The organism is Micromonospora chalcea, assembly GCF_002926165.1.
GTDB classification, from domain to species: Bacteria; Actinomycetota; Actinomycetes; order Mycobacteriales; family Micromonosporaceae; genus Micromonospora; species Micromonospora chalcea.
Window position 1 is genome coordinate 33,005 of the sequence record NZ_MAGP01000131.1, and the last position, 14,802, is coordinate 47,806.

Here is a 14,802-nt window from a genome sequence, read left to right on the forward strand (position 1 = left end):
CCCGATGTCCACCAGGGGTTTTTCGCCCGGACGGGTGTCTCGTCCGTAACGCCTACTCCGCGCGCAGCGCCACCACCGGGTCGAGCCGGCCGGCCCGCTGCGCCGGCACCACGCCGAAGACGATGCCGACCGCCGCGGAGACGCCGAATGCCAGCGCCAGCGACCACCAGGTGATCGCCGCCGGGATCGGCGAGAGCGCGTCGACGAGCAGCGCGGTGCCCACGCCCAGCGCCATCCCGGTCAGGCCGCCCACCGAGGTGAGCAGCACCGCCTCCAGCAGGAACTGCACGCCGATGTCCCGGGGACGCGCGCCGACCGCCTTGCGCAGGCCGATCTCGCGGGTCCGTTCGCGTACCGAGACCAGCATGATGTTGGACACGCCGACGCCGCCCACCAGCAGCGAGATGCCCGCGATGGCGGCCAGCACACCGGTGAGCACGCCCAGGATGTCGCCGAGCACGCCGAGGATCTGCCGCTGGGTGACGGCGCTGAACTCGGTGTCCGGGTGCCGGCGGGACAGCTCCGCGACGATCCGCTCGCCGAGTTCGTCGATCCGCTCCCGGTCCGGCGCCTTCACCGCGATGCCGTCGATGCGCTGGGTGCCCCACAGCCGTTGCGCCGCCGTCACCGGTACGTGCACCTCGTCGTCCCGGTCCACGCCGAGGCTCTGCCCGAGCGGCGCGAAGACGCCGATCACCCGGAACCGCACCCCGGCCAGCGTGACCTGCTGACCGAGCGGGTCCCGGTCGGGAAACAGCGCCCGGGCCACCGAGTCGCCGAGCACCGCCACCCGGCGGCTGGTGTCGACGTCCGCCCCGGTCAGGTAGCGGCCCCGCGACAACGATCTGGTGAACACCGACGGGGTGGTCTCCAGCACCCCCTGCACGGTGGTGAAGTCGGACCGGTTGCCGGCCCGGGCGGTCGCGCCGGAGGCCACTGTCACCGCGACCCGGCCGGGGTCGCCGACCACCCGGGAGACGGCGTCGGCGTCGCTGAGGTCCAGCGGCGAGACCACCGGCGCGTTGCCCACCTCGATGCGGCCCGGCACCACCAGCAGCAGGTTCGAGCCGAGCCCTTCGACCTGCTGCTCGACCTGCTGTTTGGTGCCGGTGCCGATGGCCACCAGGATCACCACCGAGGCCACCCCGATGATCACCCCGAGCATGGTCAGCACGCTGCGCAGCCGGTTGGCCCGCAGCGCGTCCCACGCCACCCGCCACGCCTCGGCCAGCCTCATCCCGCGTCCCCGCCGGACCGCGGAAGGCGCTGCTCGGCGCGAGGGCGCTCCCCGGGCCGCGGAAGGCGCCCGGTGGCACCGGCGGCGCCACCGGAGCCACCGGGCGGGTGCCCCGGGCCGCTTCCGGACACGGACCGGGGCTCCGCGCTGGGAGCGGGGTCCAGTGTCGCAGGTACGCCGGAGCCGTCCGACGGCGGTCGATCATGAGCGCTGTCCGAGCGGATCAGGCCGTCCCGCACCGCGATCCGCCGGCGCGCCCGGGCGGCCACCTCCTGGTCGTGGGTCACCATCACCAGCGCCACCCCGGACTCGGCGTTCAGCTGTTCCAGCAGCTCCAGCACCGCCTCGCCGGTGGCACTGTCCAGATTGCCGGTCGGCTCGTCGGCGAGCAGCACCGCCGGGACCGTGACCAGCGCGCGGGCGATCGCCACCCGCTGCTGCTCGCCGCCGGAGAGCTGGTTGGGCCGGTGGTGCAGCCGGTGGCCGAGACCGACCCGGCCCAGCATCGCCGCCGCCCGCTCCCGCCGCTGCCGCGCCCCGACGCCCCGGTAGACCAGCGGCAGCGCCACGTTGTCCACCGCCGACGTACGGGCCAGCAGGTGGAACGCCTGGAACACGAAGCCGATCGTCTCGTTGCGCAGCGTCGCCAGCTCCGGGGCGGTGAGCGTGGTGACGTCCCGGCCGCCGATCACCAGCCGGCCGCCGCTGGGCCGGTCCAGCCCGCCGAGCAGGTGCATCAGCGTCGACTTGCCCGAGCCGGACGGGCCGATCACCGCCACGTACTCGCCCTGGTCGATGGTGAGCGACACGCCGCGCAGCGCGGACACCGAGACGCCGTCCAACTCGTACGTGCGCCAGACGTCGACCGCCTCGACCGCCGGTACGGTCACGGGAGTTCCTGGCCGTCGCGGACCTGGTCGGCGCCACGTACCACCACCCGGTCGCCGGCCCGTACGCCGTCGACGATCTGCACCAGGTCCTGCCCCTGCACGCCCACCGTCACCGGCACCCGGTCGGCGCGACCGTTCCGCAGCACCCAGACCGCGTCCCGCCCGTCGGCGGAGAAGACCGCCGACGCCGGCACCGCCACCGCGTCGGCGGCCTCCCGCACCCGCAGGCGTACCACCGCGTTCATGCCGGGGCGGGGCGCCGGGGCGGCCTCGGCCTCACCCATCCGTCCGGCACCGAGGTCGAGCCGGACCCGGTAGGTGACGCCACCCCGCGCCGAACTGGTCGGCAGCACATCCACCGACCGCACAGTGGCGTCGTACGTCGCGCCGGTCACCGCGTCCAACTCGACCGAGGCGGGCACCCCCGCCCGCACCAGCAGCACGTCCGTCTCGTCCACCTCGGCGAGCAGGCCGAGCCGGCCGGTGTCCACCACAGTCAGCACCGGCGTGCCGGCGGTGACCCGGCCACCGGCCGGGATCGCGTCGTCCACGCCGGGCGGCGGTCCGCCCTGCCCGCCCGCGCCGAACGCCGACGGGTCGAGACCGGGCACCGCAGAGCCACCGGCCGCACCGAGCAGCCCGGCCAGATCGGCCGGCGCCGCCGCCCGGGTGCCGCCCGGCTGCACCACACCGGAGATCGGCGCGCGCAGCGTCAACGCGTCCACAGTCGCCTTCGCCAGGTCGTACGCCTGCTGGGCCTGGAGTCGCTGCGCGGCCGACAGCGCGCCGACGGCGCTGTTCAGCCCGGCGACCCCGCGCTGCACCTGGGCGACGGCCCGGTCGGCGGCCCGGGCGGCCGACTCGTACTGCCGCTGCGCCGAGGAGACCTGGAGCAGCAGCGCGGCGCGTACCTGCGGGTCGCCGACCTTGCCGGCGGCGGCGCGGGCGGCGGCGAACGCCTCGTCGGCGGCCCGGTCGGTGCCCCGCCGGCTGCCGCCCAGGTCACCGGTGCCGGTGCCCCGGCCGGCCCGCTTCGCCGCGCGCAGCGCCTCCCGCGCCTGCGCCAGGCGCTCCCGGGCCGACGGCGAGTCGATCACCGCGAGCACCTGCCCGCGGCTGACCCGCGCGCCGGGGGCGACCCGCAGGCTGGCGAGCGTGCCGTCGGCGGGCGCGGTGAGCGTGGCCGCGGCCCGTGCGGTCACTGTGGCCGGCGCGTCGATCACCTCGCTGACCGGGGCGCGGCCCACCTCGGCGACAGTCACCGCCGGGGCGTCGTCGCCGCAGGAGGCGGCGGTCGTGCCGGTCAGGGCGACGACGGCGAGCAGCGCGGTGACGAGACGGGGGCGGCGGGCCGCGGGCAGCCGCGGCGAGGGAGTGCGGGCCACCCGGCCCATGCTACGACCCCGTCGACAGGCGTCGACGTGTCAGCCGACGACGGCCCGCACGTACGCGACGCACTCGTCGTGCAGCATCGACCACGGGTCGCCGAGCACCTCGTCGGCGGCCTGCGCCGGTGACCGCCGCTCGTGCACCACGGCCCGGTAGAAGTCGAGCATCCGCTGCTCGCCGTAGCGGTCGACCAGGTGCCGCACGGCCAGGTAGCCGACGCCGTAGGCGCCGCCGACCCGGCTGTCGCTCGCGTCCGCCTCCGGCGCCACCGCCTCCAGCCGCCCGGACCAGCCGCCGCGCAGCAGATCGCGCACCTCGGTCAGGCCCTCGTAGCGGTGGACCGGCTGGCCGTCCGCACCGGCGTACTCGGCCAGCCCCTCCACCAGCCACCAGTCGGCGCGGTCGGCGTACCCCCGGTCGGGCAGCGAGGCGGCGTGGGTGAGTTCGTGCCGCAGCAGGTCGTCGACGCCGTCCGGGGTGAGGGTCTGGGCGTTGAGCACGACGTCGTGGCGTCCACCGCCGACGCCGACCGCGTACCCGGCGGTCCACTTCGGCCGGCCGCCGCCGTACCAGCGCCGCCACTCGGTCTTCCCGGCGTAGTAGACGAGATACCGGTCCGGCCGCGCGTCGCCGACCGCGTACCGGTCCGCGACCCGGGCGGCCGCCTCGGCCTGGGCGAGCAGGCCGGGCAGCTTGCTCAGCTGGGCGGTGGTGGTGGCCACCACCACCCGCTTCCCGACCGTCACGGCCAGGTCGTTCGCCTGCCACGGCCGCACACCGGCCGGGTCCGTGCCGGACGGTTCCAGCGCGGTCAGCCGGGGCTCCTCCCCCACCAGCCGCCAGCGCGCGTCCAGCTCCACAGTGCTCGGCGCGCAGCCCGGCGCCACGAAGCAGTACCCCACTGTGATCGTCTGCCGCCACTGTCCGGGCTGCCCGTCGGCCGCCTACGGCACCCCGTCGGCGGCCGGCCGCCACACGGTGACGCGCAGCGCCCGCAGCGCCGCGTACCGCCGGCTCAGGGCCGGCCGCGCCGCCGGTTCGGCGATGGCGAGGAAGCCGGCCCGGTCGGCGCCGACGAGCGCGGTGGCCTGCCGGTCCAGCAGCGCGAGCATCCGCTCGCCGAGCCGCCGCTGCGCCGCCGTGCCCGGGTCGCCCTTCGCGGCCGACCGTCCGGCCGCGTCCGGCGCGGGCGCGCGCAGGAGTACGCCGGGCACCGCGCCCGCCACCAGGCCGAGCGCGAGTCCGAGCGCGGTCCAGAGCGGCCAGCGCCGCCGCTTCCGCACCGCCCGCGTCGGCTCGCCCACGTGCGCCAGGGGTACGGGGTACGGCGCGGGTACCGCGACGGGGTGCGGCAACGACGCCGGTGCCGGTGCCATGGTGTCAACGGCGGCGTCCACCTCGGCGCTGTCGGCGCCGGCGTCAGCCGCGCGGGCGGTCTCGGCGCGGGTGTCGTCAGCGCCGGCGTTGGCGCTGAGGTTGGCCGCGACCGCGTCGGCGGCGCTCGCCTTGTCGACGGCATCGACGGCGGGACGATGCTCGTCGCCGTCCGTCGTCCGGCCGGGAGGCTGCTCGTCGCCGTCGGTCACCGGCGAAGGGTACGACCAATCGGGCGTTCCGGGAAAGAGTCCCGCCGCTGTTCCGCCGCGCTCCGAGATCTTGGAAGGAAAGGGCCCCCAGAGGGGCCGAATTCTTCCAAGATCTCTCAGATCGGGGTGCCGGTCAGCGTCAGCGTGGCCTTGTCGGCTGCCCAGAGGGCCACCAGGGCCACGCCGGGTGCGGCATGACCGGCCAGGGCGAGCAGCACGCCGCCGGTGAGGAAGCAGGCGGCCTGGACAGCGAGCTTGGCCGGGTCGGGCAGCGTCACGGCGGCGCGCGGTGAGCAGAACAGTCCCCACACCACGGCGATCACCAGCGGCGCGCCGAGCCCGGCCAGCAGGCGCAGCGGCCAGCCGACGTCGAGCGTGAAGCCCCAGTATCCGGCCGAGCCCAGCAGGGCCAGCTCCAGCAGGAAGATCACGCCCAGCAGCAGCGCGGTCATCGGTCTCCCCAGGAACGGTAGGCGCGGTCCAGGCCCGCGATCAGCTGGTCGAAGGAACGGTCGGTGTCGCGGGGCAACCCGAATCCACCGGCCGCCTCCAGCGCGACGAAGCCGTGCACGGCGGCCCGGAACATCCGGATCGCGTCGATCGCGTCGTCGCCGTCGAGGCCGTACCCGAGCAGGATCGCCCGGATCGCGCCGGCCGCGCGCTCACCGGCGGCGACGTGTTCGGCGTCGGCCGGGTCGGGCGCCCGCTGGGCGGCCGGGTAGCGGCCGGGGTGCTGCCGCGCGTACGCCCGGTAGGCGGCGGCGACGGCGCGCAACGCGTCGCCGCCGGCCCGGCCCGCGGCGGCGGTGGTGAGCACGTCGGCGATCTCGGCGGTGGGCAGCACGGCGAGCTGCTGGTGCAGCGCGTCCACGCCGCGCACGTGCTTGTAGAGGCTGGGCAACGCGACGCCGAGCCGAGCGGCGAGCGCGGCCAGGGTCAGCTTCTCGTAGCCGACCTCGTCGGCGAGCACGGCGGCCTCCCGCACGACTGTGGCCGGGGTCAGGCCGGCCCTAGGCACGCGCGGTCACCGCCAGGAACTCGACCAGGTCGGCGGCGGTGGCGTCGGGCTGGTCGGCGTGCGGGTAGTGGCCGGAGTCGGCGATCATGCGCGCCTCGGCGACGGCGAACTGCCGGCGCGCGGCGCGCGCCTCGGCGCCCGGGTCGGGGAAGTCCGGGTCCTTCGTGCCCATCAGCACCAGGACCGGGCGGCGGACGTCGCGCGCCCGCACGGTCCAGTGCGGGTCGGCCGGCGCGACCACGCCGCGCACGGCGTCCATCCGGCCGCGCAGCTTGGCGACCAGTACCTTGCGGTACGCGGCGTCGTCCGCCGGGCGCGCGCAGGGGAACAGTGTGCGGTGGAACAGGCCGAACAGGCGAGGGCTGCGCAGCACGACGGCTTGCGCGGCCCGCATCAGCGGGTTCGGCTTCGGCGTGCCGACGAACGCGCCGATCTGCACGATGCCGCTGACCAGTTCCGGCGCCTCGGCGGCGGCGAAGACGATCGCGGCGGCGCTGGACGAGCTGCCGACCAGGGTGGCGGGCTCACCGCCGAGCGCCCGCACCACGGCGAGCAGGTCCTGGTCGACGTGCTCCGGGGCGTACGTGGGCCAGCGCGGGCTGGAGTCGCCGTGCCCGCGTACGTCGACAGCCGCCACCCGGTAGCCGGCCGCGATCAGCCGGGGCGTCAGGTGCCGGAAGGCGGCCCGGTTCTCGCCCATGCCGTGCGCGAGCACCACGAGCGGGCCCGATCCGTGCACCTCGTACGCGATAGTGCCGCCGTCCCGCGTCACCTGGCTAACTGTCATAGCCTTAAAGCTAATGCTATTAGCCAAGATGCGTCAAGCTTGACCTCAACCCGGGATGAGGTCGCACGATCCCGCACATGCCGATCACCGCCGACACCCACGTACGCCTCGCCCGCCCGAGCCGCGACCTGGTGATGCTCGGGCTGCCCGGGGCCGGCTGGCACCTGGAGCTGGTCGGCGGCTCGACGCTCGCGGTCGAGCCGCGCCCCACCGGCGAGGACCTCTTCGTGCTCTACCTCGACGGACCACCCGACGACGAACTGGTCCCGAGAATCGAACGGGCCGGCGGGACCAGGGTCTCCGCCGGCCCGTACTGGGACAGGTGGGGTGTCGCGTTCGCCGACCCGGACGGCTACCGCCTCGTGCTGTGCACCCGGGCCTGGTCGAACGGCTGACTCACTTCTTCGACAGCACCGCGCGGCCGAAGAACGCCAGGTTCGCCGGGCGCTCCGCGAGCCGGCGCATCAGGTAGCCGTACCACTGGTCGCCGTAGGGGACGTAGGTCCGCACCGTGTAGCCCTCGCCGACCAGGCGCTGCTGCTCCTCCGGCCGGATGCCGTAGAGCATCTGGAACTCGAACCGGGCCGGGTCGCGGTCGAACCAGCGGGCGCGGTCCTCGCCGATCGCGATCAGCCGCGGATCGTGCGTGGCGAGCATCGGGTAGCCGTCGCCGGACATCAGCACGTTCATGCAGCGCACGTACGACTTGTCCACCTCGCGGGCCGACTGGTACGCCACCGACTCCGGCTCCTTGTACGCGCCCTTGCACAGCCGCACCCGCGACCCGGCGGAGGCCAGCTCCCGGCAGTCCGACTCGGTCCGCCGCAGGTACGCCTGGAGCACCGCCCCGGTCGACGGGTGGTCCTTGCGCAGCTTCGCCAGGATGTCCAGCGTCGAGTCGGTGGTGGTGTGGTCCTCCATGTCCAGCGTGACAGTGGTGCCCGCTGCGTCGGCCGCCGCGCAGATCGCCCGCGCGTTGTCGTACGCGAGCTGCTCGTCGAACATCTGGCCCAGCGCGGACAGCTTCACGCTGACCTCGGCAGCCGGGGTGAGCCCGGCGGCGCCGAGCCGGCTCAGCAGCGTGAGGTACTCGTCCCGGGTGGCGTTCGCCTGCTCCGGGGTGGTGGTGTCCTCGCCCAGGTAGTCGAGGGTGACCGCTTGGCCGTCGGCGACCAGCTCGCCGGTGGGTTGCAGCGCGTCGTCGGTGGCGGCGCCGGCGACGAACCGGCGGACGACGTCCCGGGTGAACGGGGCCGTCGCGACGAGCCGCTCCACCTGGGAAGACCGGGAGGCGGCGAGGATGACGGAACGGAGCATGAGCCGAGCGTAACGCTCATCACCGGCCCTCCGCCGGGCGCGTCCGAGGCCCGCTCGGGTCGGCGCGCGGACCCGGGGCGGGCACCCCCGGCTGGCGTCGATCGGCTACAACGTTCACGTGGATCGACGACACCCCCGGCGGCGGCTCCGCTCGGCCTCCGTGCAGCTCGGCGCGCTGACCGCGCTCGCCCTCGCGCTCTCCGGCTGCAACAACGGCTACGACGACGACGATGACGACTGCGCGCTCGGACCGGCCGGCGGGGGCGGCGACACCGTCGCGGTCGCCCTGCGTGTGCCGGCGACCGCCACCGCCGCGCGCGGCGAGCCGGCCCCGACGACCGCCGCGCTACCCGAGCGCGGCGGCTTCGGCAGCCACCTCGCCTCCTGCGGCGGCTGACGTGCGCCGCGAGGCCAGCACGCCGCGCCCCGCCTGGGACGAGACCATCCGGGCCCAGGGCCTGGTGTACGTCGACACCGAGCTGCCCGACGGCAACGTCATGTCGTACTGGGACGAGACGGCCGCGTACTCGTTCACGCTCGACGAGGTGCTCCGCCTGGAGGAGGCGACCGAGGAGCTGCACCGGATGTCGGTGGCCGCCGCCGAGCACGTGGTGGCCCGCAACCGGTACGCCGAGTTCGGCATCCCCGAGTGGGCCGCCGAGCCGGTCGCCCGCTCGCTGCGGGAGAGCCCGCCGACGCTGTACGGCCGGTTCGACCTCTGGTACGACGGCAGCGGCCCGCCGAAGATGCTGGAGTACAACGCCGACACCCCGACCGCGCTGGTCGAGGCGAGCATCGTGCAGTGGTACTGGCTGGAACACACCCGCCCGGACGCGGACCAGTGGAACAGCCTGCACGAACGGCTGGTCGGCGCGTGGGCCAGGATCGGCGCCGGGCTGCACGAGCCCCGGACGCACGTGCTCTGGTCCGAGGAGGAGGAGTCGGGCGAGGACCAGATCACCGCCGGCTACCTGGCCGAGACGGCCCGCCAGGCCGGGCTGGACGTGACGCTCATGCCGATCCAGCAGGTCGGCTGGGACGGGCGGCGCTTCGTCGACGCCGACGACCGCCCGATCACCACCTGCTTCAAGCTCTACCCCTGGGAGTGGATGCTGGCCGAGCCGTACGGGCGGCCCGCGCTCGACCCGGGCACGCCCACCACTTGGATCGAGCCGGCCTGGAAGCTGCTGCTGTCGAACAAGGCGCTGCTGGCGGTGCTCTGGGAGCTGTACCCGGGGCACGACTACCTGCTGCCCGCGTACCTGGACTCACCGCGCGGCATGACCGAGTACGTGGCCAAGCCGCTGCTCGGCCGCGAAGGCGGTTCGGTACGCATCGTGACCGGCGACACCGAGATCACCAACCCGGGGATCTACGGCGACGAGGGCTTCTGCTTCCAGGAGTTCCGCGCGTTGCCCGAGTTCGAGGGCAACCGGACGGTGCTCGGCAGCTGGATCGTGGACGGCGAGTCAGCCGGTGCCGGCGTACGGGAGAGCGAGAGCCTCATCACTGACGGTTACGCGCGGTTCCTGCCCCACTACATCGACGCACCGCGTCTGCCGTGAGTCGTCTACCGTTGGTGTCGTGAACTTCGACGCGTACGCCCGGACCGGGGTCGAGCTCGTCAACGCCCGGCTGGACGACCTGGACGGCCTACGGGCTGTCTTCTCGGACGAGCAGGGCTGGATGCGCGACGAAGTCGCGGAACGGGACCTGGCGATCTTCCGGCGGGCGCAGAAGCGACTCCGGGACGTCTTCGAGTACGGCACCTCGGGCCGGGACAACGAAGCGGTGGCGGAGCTGAACGCGCTGCTGGAGGCGTTCCCGGTGCAGCCGCGCATCTCCGGCCACGACTCCTCCGACTGGCACATGCACGTGACCAGCCGGGGCGCGTCGGTCTCCTCCGAATACCTGGCCGGCGCGGTCTGGGGCCTGTCGGTGTGGCTCTGCGAGTACGGCAGCGCCCGCTTCGGCGTCTGCGCCGACGACCGCTGCGGCAACGTCTACCTGGACACCTCGTCCAACTGCTGCCGGCGGTTCTGCTCCGAGCGCTGCGCCACCCGCTCCCACGTGGCGGCGCATCGGGCCCGCAAGCGGGCCGCGGTCGGCGAGCAGGCCGTCCCCGCGCAGCCGCTGTCCCCGGTGAGCTGACCTCCGGGGCGGCGCGCCCCGGTCAGGCGTCGACCGGCGAGGCGGCGGTCAGGTTCGCCCGGGCGAACTCCAGCGACTCGCGCAGGTCCGCCTCCCGGACCGCCCGGCTCTTCGCGCCCCGGGTGGTCACCTCTACCGCCACCGTGCCGCTGAACCCTCGGCCGGCGAGCGAGCGGAGCATCTCCGCGCAGGGCTGCCCGCCGCGACCGGGCACCAGGTGCTCGTCACGCCCCTCGCCGGTGCCGTCGCCCAGGTGCACGTGCGCCAGGCCGGAACCCATCCGGTCGGCCATCGCCATCGCGTCGGTGTGCGACGCAGCGCAGTGCGACAGGTCGAGCGTGTACGAGGCGTACCCGATCTCGGTCGGGTCCCAGCCCGGCGCGTACGGGACGAACTGCCGCCCCGCCATCCGCACCGGGTACATGTTCTCCACCCCGAAGTGCAGGCCGCCGAACTGCCCGGCGATCGTGTCGAGCCCGTCGGCGAAGGTCCGAGCGTAGTCACGCTGCCAGGTGAACGGCGGGTGCACCACGACGGTCGGCGCCTCCAGCGTCTCGGCCAGCTCGGCGGCCTTGCGCAGCCGCTCCCACGGGTCGGGGCTCCACACCCGCTGGGTGACCAGCAGGCAGGGGGCGTGCACCGACAGCACCGGGACGCCGTAGTGCTCGGCGAGGCCGCGCAGCGCGCCCGCGTCCTGGCTGACCGGGTCGGTCCAGACCATCACCTCGATGCCGTCGTAGCCGAGTTCGGCGGCGAGCTGGAACGCCGCCGCGGTCCGTTCGGGGAAGACCGAGGACGTGGACAGGAGTACCGGAACGCGGTAGGTCACGCCTCCGAGGGTAGCTCCAACCGCCAGCGAGCATCGGGACGAGCAACCGCAAAGCAACCCAGAGCGCTCGTACGGTCACATCGGCGCGAGCTGATCCAGCCGACGCAGGATGACGCCCTCGCGCAGCGCCCACGGGCAGATGTCCACGCCGTCCACACCGAGCCGCCGCATCACCGCCTCGGCCACCACCGCGCCCGCGAGCAACTGGTGCGCCCGCTGCGCGCTCACCCCCTCCAGCTCGGGCAACTGGGCCGGCGGGATGTGCCTGATGAACCCCAGCACCTGCCGCAGACCGGTACGGGTCAGGCTGCGGCGCGCCCACAGCCCCGCCCCGGAGGGAGCCGCGCCGGCCAGCCGGGCCAGCGTGCGGAACGTCTTCGACGTGGCGACCGGACGCTCCCAGCCCACCGCCGTCAACTGCTCCACCACCGGGTCGAGCTGCGCGTCCACGTACGCCCGCAGTTCCTCCACGGCCTCGGCCGACGGCGGCGCCGTGCCGGCCGGGTCGACCGCCAGCCGCTCCCGGCTCAGCCGGCCCGCGCCGAGCGGCAGCGAGATCGCCACGTCCGGGTGCTCGTCGATGCCGGCCGCCAGCTCCAGCGAGCCGCCGCCGATGTCCATCGCCAGCAGCCGCCCGGCGGACCAGCCGAACCACCGCCGCACCGCGAGGAACGTCATCCGCGCCTCGTCCGCCCCGGAGAGCACCTCCAGGCGTACGCCCGTCTCGTCGCGGACGCGGGCCAGCACGTCGGCGGCGTTCGTGGCGTCGCGAACAGCGCTCGTGGCGAACGCCAGCAGATCCTCGGCGCCCAGCCCGTCCGCCGCCGCCCGGGCCATGCCGACCGCCTTGACCAGGCCGTCCGCGCCGCCGACGGTGAGCGCGCCGTCCGGACCGATCTGCTCGGCCAGCCGCAGCACCACCTTCTCCGAGTGCGCCGGCCACGGATGCGCGCCGTGGTGGGCGTCGACCACCAGCAGATGCACCGTGTTGGAACCGACGTCGAGGACACCCAGTCGCATGGGAAAGACCCTAGGGCCAACACGTTTCGTCGGCTCGGCGGCCGGGCGGGGTCACCGCGCGTACGCTGGTCCGAGTGACAGGGCAGATCGAGCTTCACGTGCTGGTGGACGACCCCGAGGACCCGCGCAGCCGCGAGGTCGGGCTGGACTTTCCCCGGGAGTGGATCGAGTTCGTCGACCCGGCCGACCCGAAGCACGTCGTCCGCGCCGACCTGACCTGGCTGCTCTCCCGCTGGACGTGCATCTTCGGGCAGGGCTGCCACGGCATCATCGCCGGACGGGCCGCCGACGGGTGCTGCTCGCACGGCGCGTTCTTCACCGACTCCGACGACGAGAAGCGGGTCCGGGCCGCGGTCAAGCGGCTGACGCCGGAGACGTGGCAGCACTTCCGGCGCGGGTTCAAGAACTGGACCGAGAACGACACGGTCGACGGCAAGACGCCGGCCCGGCGTACCGCCACCCGCGACGTGGACGCGCCGTGCGTGTTCCTCAACGACGCCGACTTCGCCGGCGGAGGCGGCTGCGCGCTGCACGCCCAGGCGCTGCGCGACGGGGTGCACCCGCTGGAGTACAAGCCGGACGTGTGCTGGCAACTGCCGGTACGCCGCGATCAGGAATGGCACAAGCGGCCGGACAACACGAAGGTGCTGATCTCCACGCTGGCCGAGTTCGACAGGCGCGGCTGGGGCGCGGGCGGGCACGACCTCGACTGGTGGTGCACCTCCTCGACCGACGCGCACGTCGGCGCCGAGCCGATGTACGTCTCGTACGGGCCGGAGCTGACCGCGCTGATCGGCGCGGCCGCGTACGCGAAGCTGGCCGAGCTGTGCGCCGCCCGGCAGCGCCAGGGTCAGATCGCTTCGCACCCCGCAAGCGAGTGAAGGCCGGCACCCCGTTGGTTCGGGGTGCCGGCCTTCACGTTTGTCTTACTTGTTCCAGTGCTGGGCGACGAGGTCGGCGGCCTGCTGTTCCCACTGGGCGTAGTGGTCGGGGTAGGCGGAGACCTGGACGGTCTGGGCGGCCTTGGTCAGCGGCATGTCCTGCCAGCCGTCGACCTGCTTCAGACCCTTCAGGAACGCCGTCGTGGAGTACTCGGGGTCGGTGATCTGCTCCACCGTGCCCCAACCGGAGGACGGGCGCTGCTGGAACAGGCCCTGCGAGTCGTGGTCGTTACGGTCACCCAGGTGGCCGAGGTTCTCCAGCTTCGACTCCTGCAACGCGGTCGCGATCGACACGACCGCGGCACGCTCGTCCATGCCGGCCTTCTTCGTCGCGGCAATGATCGCCTTCACATTCTTGGTCTGCTCGTCATCGAGGTCGATGCGGGACTGGGCGCCCTGCACGCCGTGCGGGATCAGCTTGTCACCCTGCACCGTGGCCGTGACCGGCTTCGCGTGCGCGGTGGTGTCGGCCGCGTGGGCGGCGACCGGGCCGGCGAACACGCCACCGGTGAAAGCCAGACCAGCAACACCCAGAACGCTCTTACGCAGAATCGTGTTCATGATGGGGGCTCCATTCGGGGGTCGACACACCCCCCGGGGGGACCGGGGGTGCGTGGGCACCGTCAGGCGCTCAAGAAAGTCTCAAGGGGGATCTCGGCTGCTCGCGAAGGCACGGGGGCCTCTACGCGGCGCCGGAAGGATGTCCAACGACCGTCGGCCCGGCATCATTCCCGGGCGCCTCACACCACCGGGGGGCGGCGGGGGTTCACGTCGTCGGAACCGTGTTCAACGACCAGCCGGGCGGGATCATTCCCCGCGGCTCACGCCGTCGCACGTACTCAACGACCGGCACTGTTCCCACAGCCCGCACCCCCTCGCTCCGGGGGCGCGGCCCTGCTCGATCGTTCACCCGGTTACAACGCCACCGGCCCGCCCACGATTCCGCCACCAGAGTGCCGCCCACCACCCCCGAAACCGACAACCCGCACACCACCGACCAGACTCGCCCAGCCCATCCGGACACCTCGCTCTACGCCCTGTTGATCAAGGAGTTTGCGGCCCTTTCCGGCACCCACGAGACCACTAACTCCTTGATCACCGCGATCTTGGAGTTGTGGCACCTGACGAAGGGCGTCAAGCCGGGCATCCTGGGCACCACAACTCCAAGGTCCAACAAGCCTTCGCCAGGCCCCCACACCGGGTTGATCATGAGGTTAGCGGTGACAAACCGGACGCCAAGTGCCGCCAAGTTCATGATCGACGCGACCGGGCAGGACGGGCGCGCTGGACGAGAGTGAAGCGGCCGCGACCGGCCCCGCGATCTTGCAGTTTGCGCCCTCCGAGCACCCGATACGCCCGGTTTGCGGGGCACCAAAGTGCAAGATCGCGCGATCGAGGGAGGGCTGGGCGGAGAGTGGGGGTCGAGAACTCCCCCGGGAGGCCCCGAGGGTCGGCGATCTTGGAGTTGTGGCGCCTCGCGAAAGGTGCCAAGCCGGGCATCCTGGGCGCCACAACTCCAAGATCGACGGGGGCGTGGACGGGTGGACGGCGTGGACGGGGGACCAAAGGACGGGCGGGGGCGGGGGTCGGTCATGGCTCGAACTTGTAGCCCAGGCCTCGGACCGCGACGATGCAGC

At 73.7% G+C, this 14,802-nt stretch carries 18 protein-coding genes; 6 read left to right on the forward strand and 12 right to left on the reverse strand.

Annotation, left to right across the window (positions count from 1 at the left end):
* Positions 1–52: 52 nt before the first annotated feature.
* The 8 genes from BAW75_RS21360 to BAW75_RS21390 all read right to left on the reverse strand — a co-directional run bounded on the left by BAW75_RS21360 (position 53) and on the right by BAW75_RS21390 (position 6,907).
* A complete protein-coding gene (locus BAW75_RS21360) occupies positions 53–1,237 on the reverse strand; it encodes an ABC transporter permease (protein ID WP_064446677.1) in 1,185 nt (394 codons plus the stop codon).
* Positions 1,234–2,127, reverse strand: a complete 894-nt coding sequence (locus tag BAW75_RS21365; RefSeq protein ID WP_104114678.1) for an ABC transporter ATP-binding protein — start codon at positions 2,125–2,127, stop codon at positions 1,234–1,236. Before BAW75_RS21365 ends, BAW75_RS21360 begins: the two co-directional genes overlap by 4 nt.
* Positions 2,124–3,521 carry an efflux RND transporter periplasmic adaptor subunit gene (locus BAW75_RS21370; RefSeq protein ID WP_043328081.1) on the reverse strand — a complete coding sequence of 466 codons (1,398 nt, stop codon included), beginning with the start codon at positions 3,519–3,521 and terminating at the stop codon, positions 2,124–2,126. The genes BAW75_RS21365 and BAW75_RS21370 overlap by 4 nt, the downstream gene beginning before the upstream one ends.
* Positions 3,522–3,551: 30 nt before the next feature.
* The gene (locus BAW75_RS33025; protein ID WP_244206204.1) at positions 3,552–4,418 is read right to left on the reverse strand and encodes a hypothetical protein; all 867 of its coding nucleotides are present in this window, start codon (positions 4,416–4,418) and stop codon (positions 3,552–3,554) included.
* 42 nt (positions 4,419–4,460) lie between these two features.
* Positions 4,461–5,102, reverse strand: a complete 642-nt coding sequence (locus BAW75_RS33030) for a hypothetical protein (RefSeq protein WP_244206205.1) — start codon at positions 5,100–5,102, stop codon at positions 4,461–4,463.
* A gap of 116 nt (positions 5,103–5,218) precedes the next feature.
* On the reverse strand, positions 5,219–5,554 hold the full coding sequence (locus BAW75_RS21380) for a YrdB family protein (protein ID WP_104114679.1): 336 nt from the start codon (positions 5,552–5,554) through the stop codon (positions 5,219–5,221).
* Complete coding sequence (locus BAW75_RS21385; protein WP_104114680.1) at positions 5,551–6,120, reverse strand: TetR-like C-terminal domain-containing protein; 570 nt, start codon at positions 6,118–6,120, stop codon at positions 5,551–5,553. Before BAW75_RS21385 ends, BAW75_RS21380 begins: the two co-directional genes overlap by 4 nt.
* The gene (locus BAW75_RS21390) at positions 6,113–6,907 is read right to left on the reverse strand and encodes an alpha/beta fold hydrolase (RefSeq protein WP_104114681.1); all 795 of its coding nucleotides are present in this window, start codon (positions 6,905–6,907) and stop codon (positions 6,113–6,115) included. The genes BAW75_RS21385 and BAW75_RS21390 overlap by 8 nt, the downstream gene beginning before the upstream one ends.
* Positions 6,908–6,984: 77 nt before the next feature.
* Between BAW75_RS21390 and BAW75_RS21395 the strand changes: the two genes are divergently transcribed.
* Complete coding sequence (locus BAW75_RS21395; protein WP_104114682.1) at positions 6,985–7,302, forward strand: VOC family protein; 318 nt, start codon at positions 6,985–6,987, stop codon at positions 7,300–7,302.
* Position 7,303: 1 nt separating this feature from the next.
* On the opposite strand, the gene BAW75_RS21400 is transcribed toward BAW75_RS21395, so the two are convergent.
* Entirely contained in the window at positions 7,304–8,224 is a 921-nt protein-coding gene (locus tag BAW75_RS21400; protein WP_104114683.1) for a proline dehydrogenase family protein, read from the reverse strand.
* Positions 8,225–8,342: 118 nt separating this feature from the next.
* On the opposite strand from BAW75_RS21400, the gene BAW75_RS21405 reads away from it, so the two are divergent.
* Genes BAW75_RS21405 through BAW75_RS21415 form a run of 3 tightly spaced genes read left to right on the forward strand, consistent with a single transcriptional unit; the run spans position 8,343 to position 10,375 of the window.
* Entirely contained in the window at positions 8,343–8,621 is a 279-nt protein-coding gene (locus BAW75_RS21405) for a hypothetical protein (protein ID WP_223201299.1), read from the forward strand.
* 1 nt (position 8,622) lies between these two features.
* Positions 8,623–9,789, forward strand: coding sequence for a glutathionylspermidine synthase family protein (locus tag BAW75_RS21410; RefSeq protein ID WP_104114684.1), 1,167 nt, complete (start codon positions 8,623–8,625; stop codon positions 9,787–9,789).
* Between the two features lie 19 nt (positions 9,790–9,808).
* On the forward strand, positions 9,809–10,375 hold the full coding sequence (locus BAW75_RS21415; protein ID WP_018787720.1) for a CGNR zinc finger domain-containing protein: 567 nt from the start codon (positions 9,809–9,811) through the stop codon (positions 10,373–10,375).
* Positions 10,376–10,397: 22 nt separating this feature from the next.
* Here the strand turns inward: BAW75_RS21415 and BAW75_RS21420 are convergent, their stop codons facing one another.
* Both BAW75_RS21420 and BAW75_RS21425 read right to left on the reverse strand, forming a co-directional pair.
* Entirely contained in the window at positions 10,398–11,204 is an 807-nt protein-coding gene (locus tag BAW75_RS21420) for a sugar phosphate isomerase/epimerase family protein (protein WP_064446686.1), read from the reverse strand.
* A gap of 75 nt (positions 11,205–11,279) precedes the next feature.
* Positions 11,280–12,224: a Ppx/GppA phosphatase family protein gene (locus tag BAW75_RS21425; protein ID WP_043328071.1), complete on the reverse strand. Its 945-nt coding sequence runs from the start codon at positions 12,222–12,224 to the stop codon at positions 11,280–11,282.
* Between the two features lie 74 nt (positions 12,225–12,298).
* On the opposite strand from BAW75_RS21425, the gene BAW75_RS21430 reads away from it, so the two are divergent.
* Complete coding sequence (locus BAW75_RS21430; RefSeq protein WP_104114685.1) at positions 12,299–13,105, forward strand: DUF3109 family protein; 807 nt, start codon at positions 12,299–12,301, stop codon at positions 13,103–13,105.
* Between the two features lie 45 nt (positions 13,106–13,150).
* Here BAW75_RS21430 and BAW75_RS21435 read toward each other — a convergent pair whose 3' ends face one another.
* Positions 13,151–13,726, reverse strand: a complete 576-nt coding sequence (locus BAW75_RS21435) for a hypothetical protein (protein ID WP_104114686.1) — start codon at positions 13,724–13,726, stop codon at positions 13,151–13,153.
* 392 nt (positions 13,727–14,118) lie between these two features.
* Between BAW75_RS21435 and BAW75_RS32115 the strand changes: the two genes are divergently transcribed.
* On the forward strand, positions 14,119–14,463 hold the full coding sequence (locus BAW75_RS32115; protein ID WP_146074877.1) for a hypothetical protein: 345 nt from the start codon (positions 14,119–14,121) through the stop codon (positions 14,461–14,463).
* Positions 14,464–14,802 lie beyond the last annotated feature (339 nt).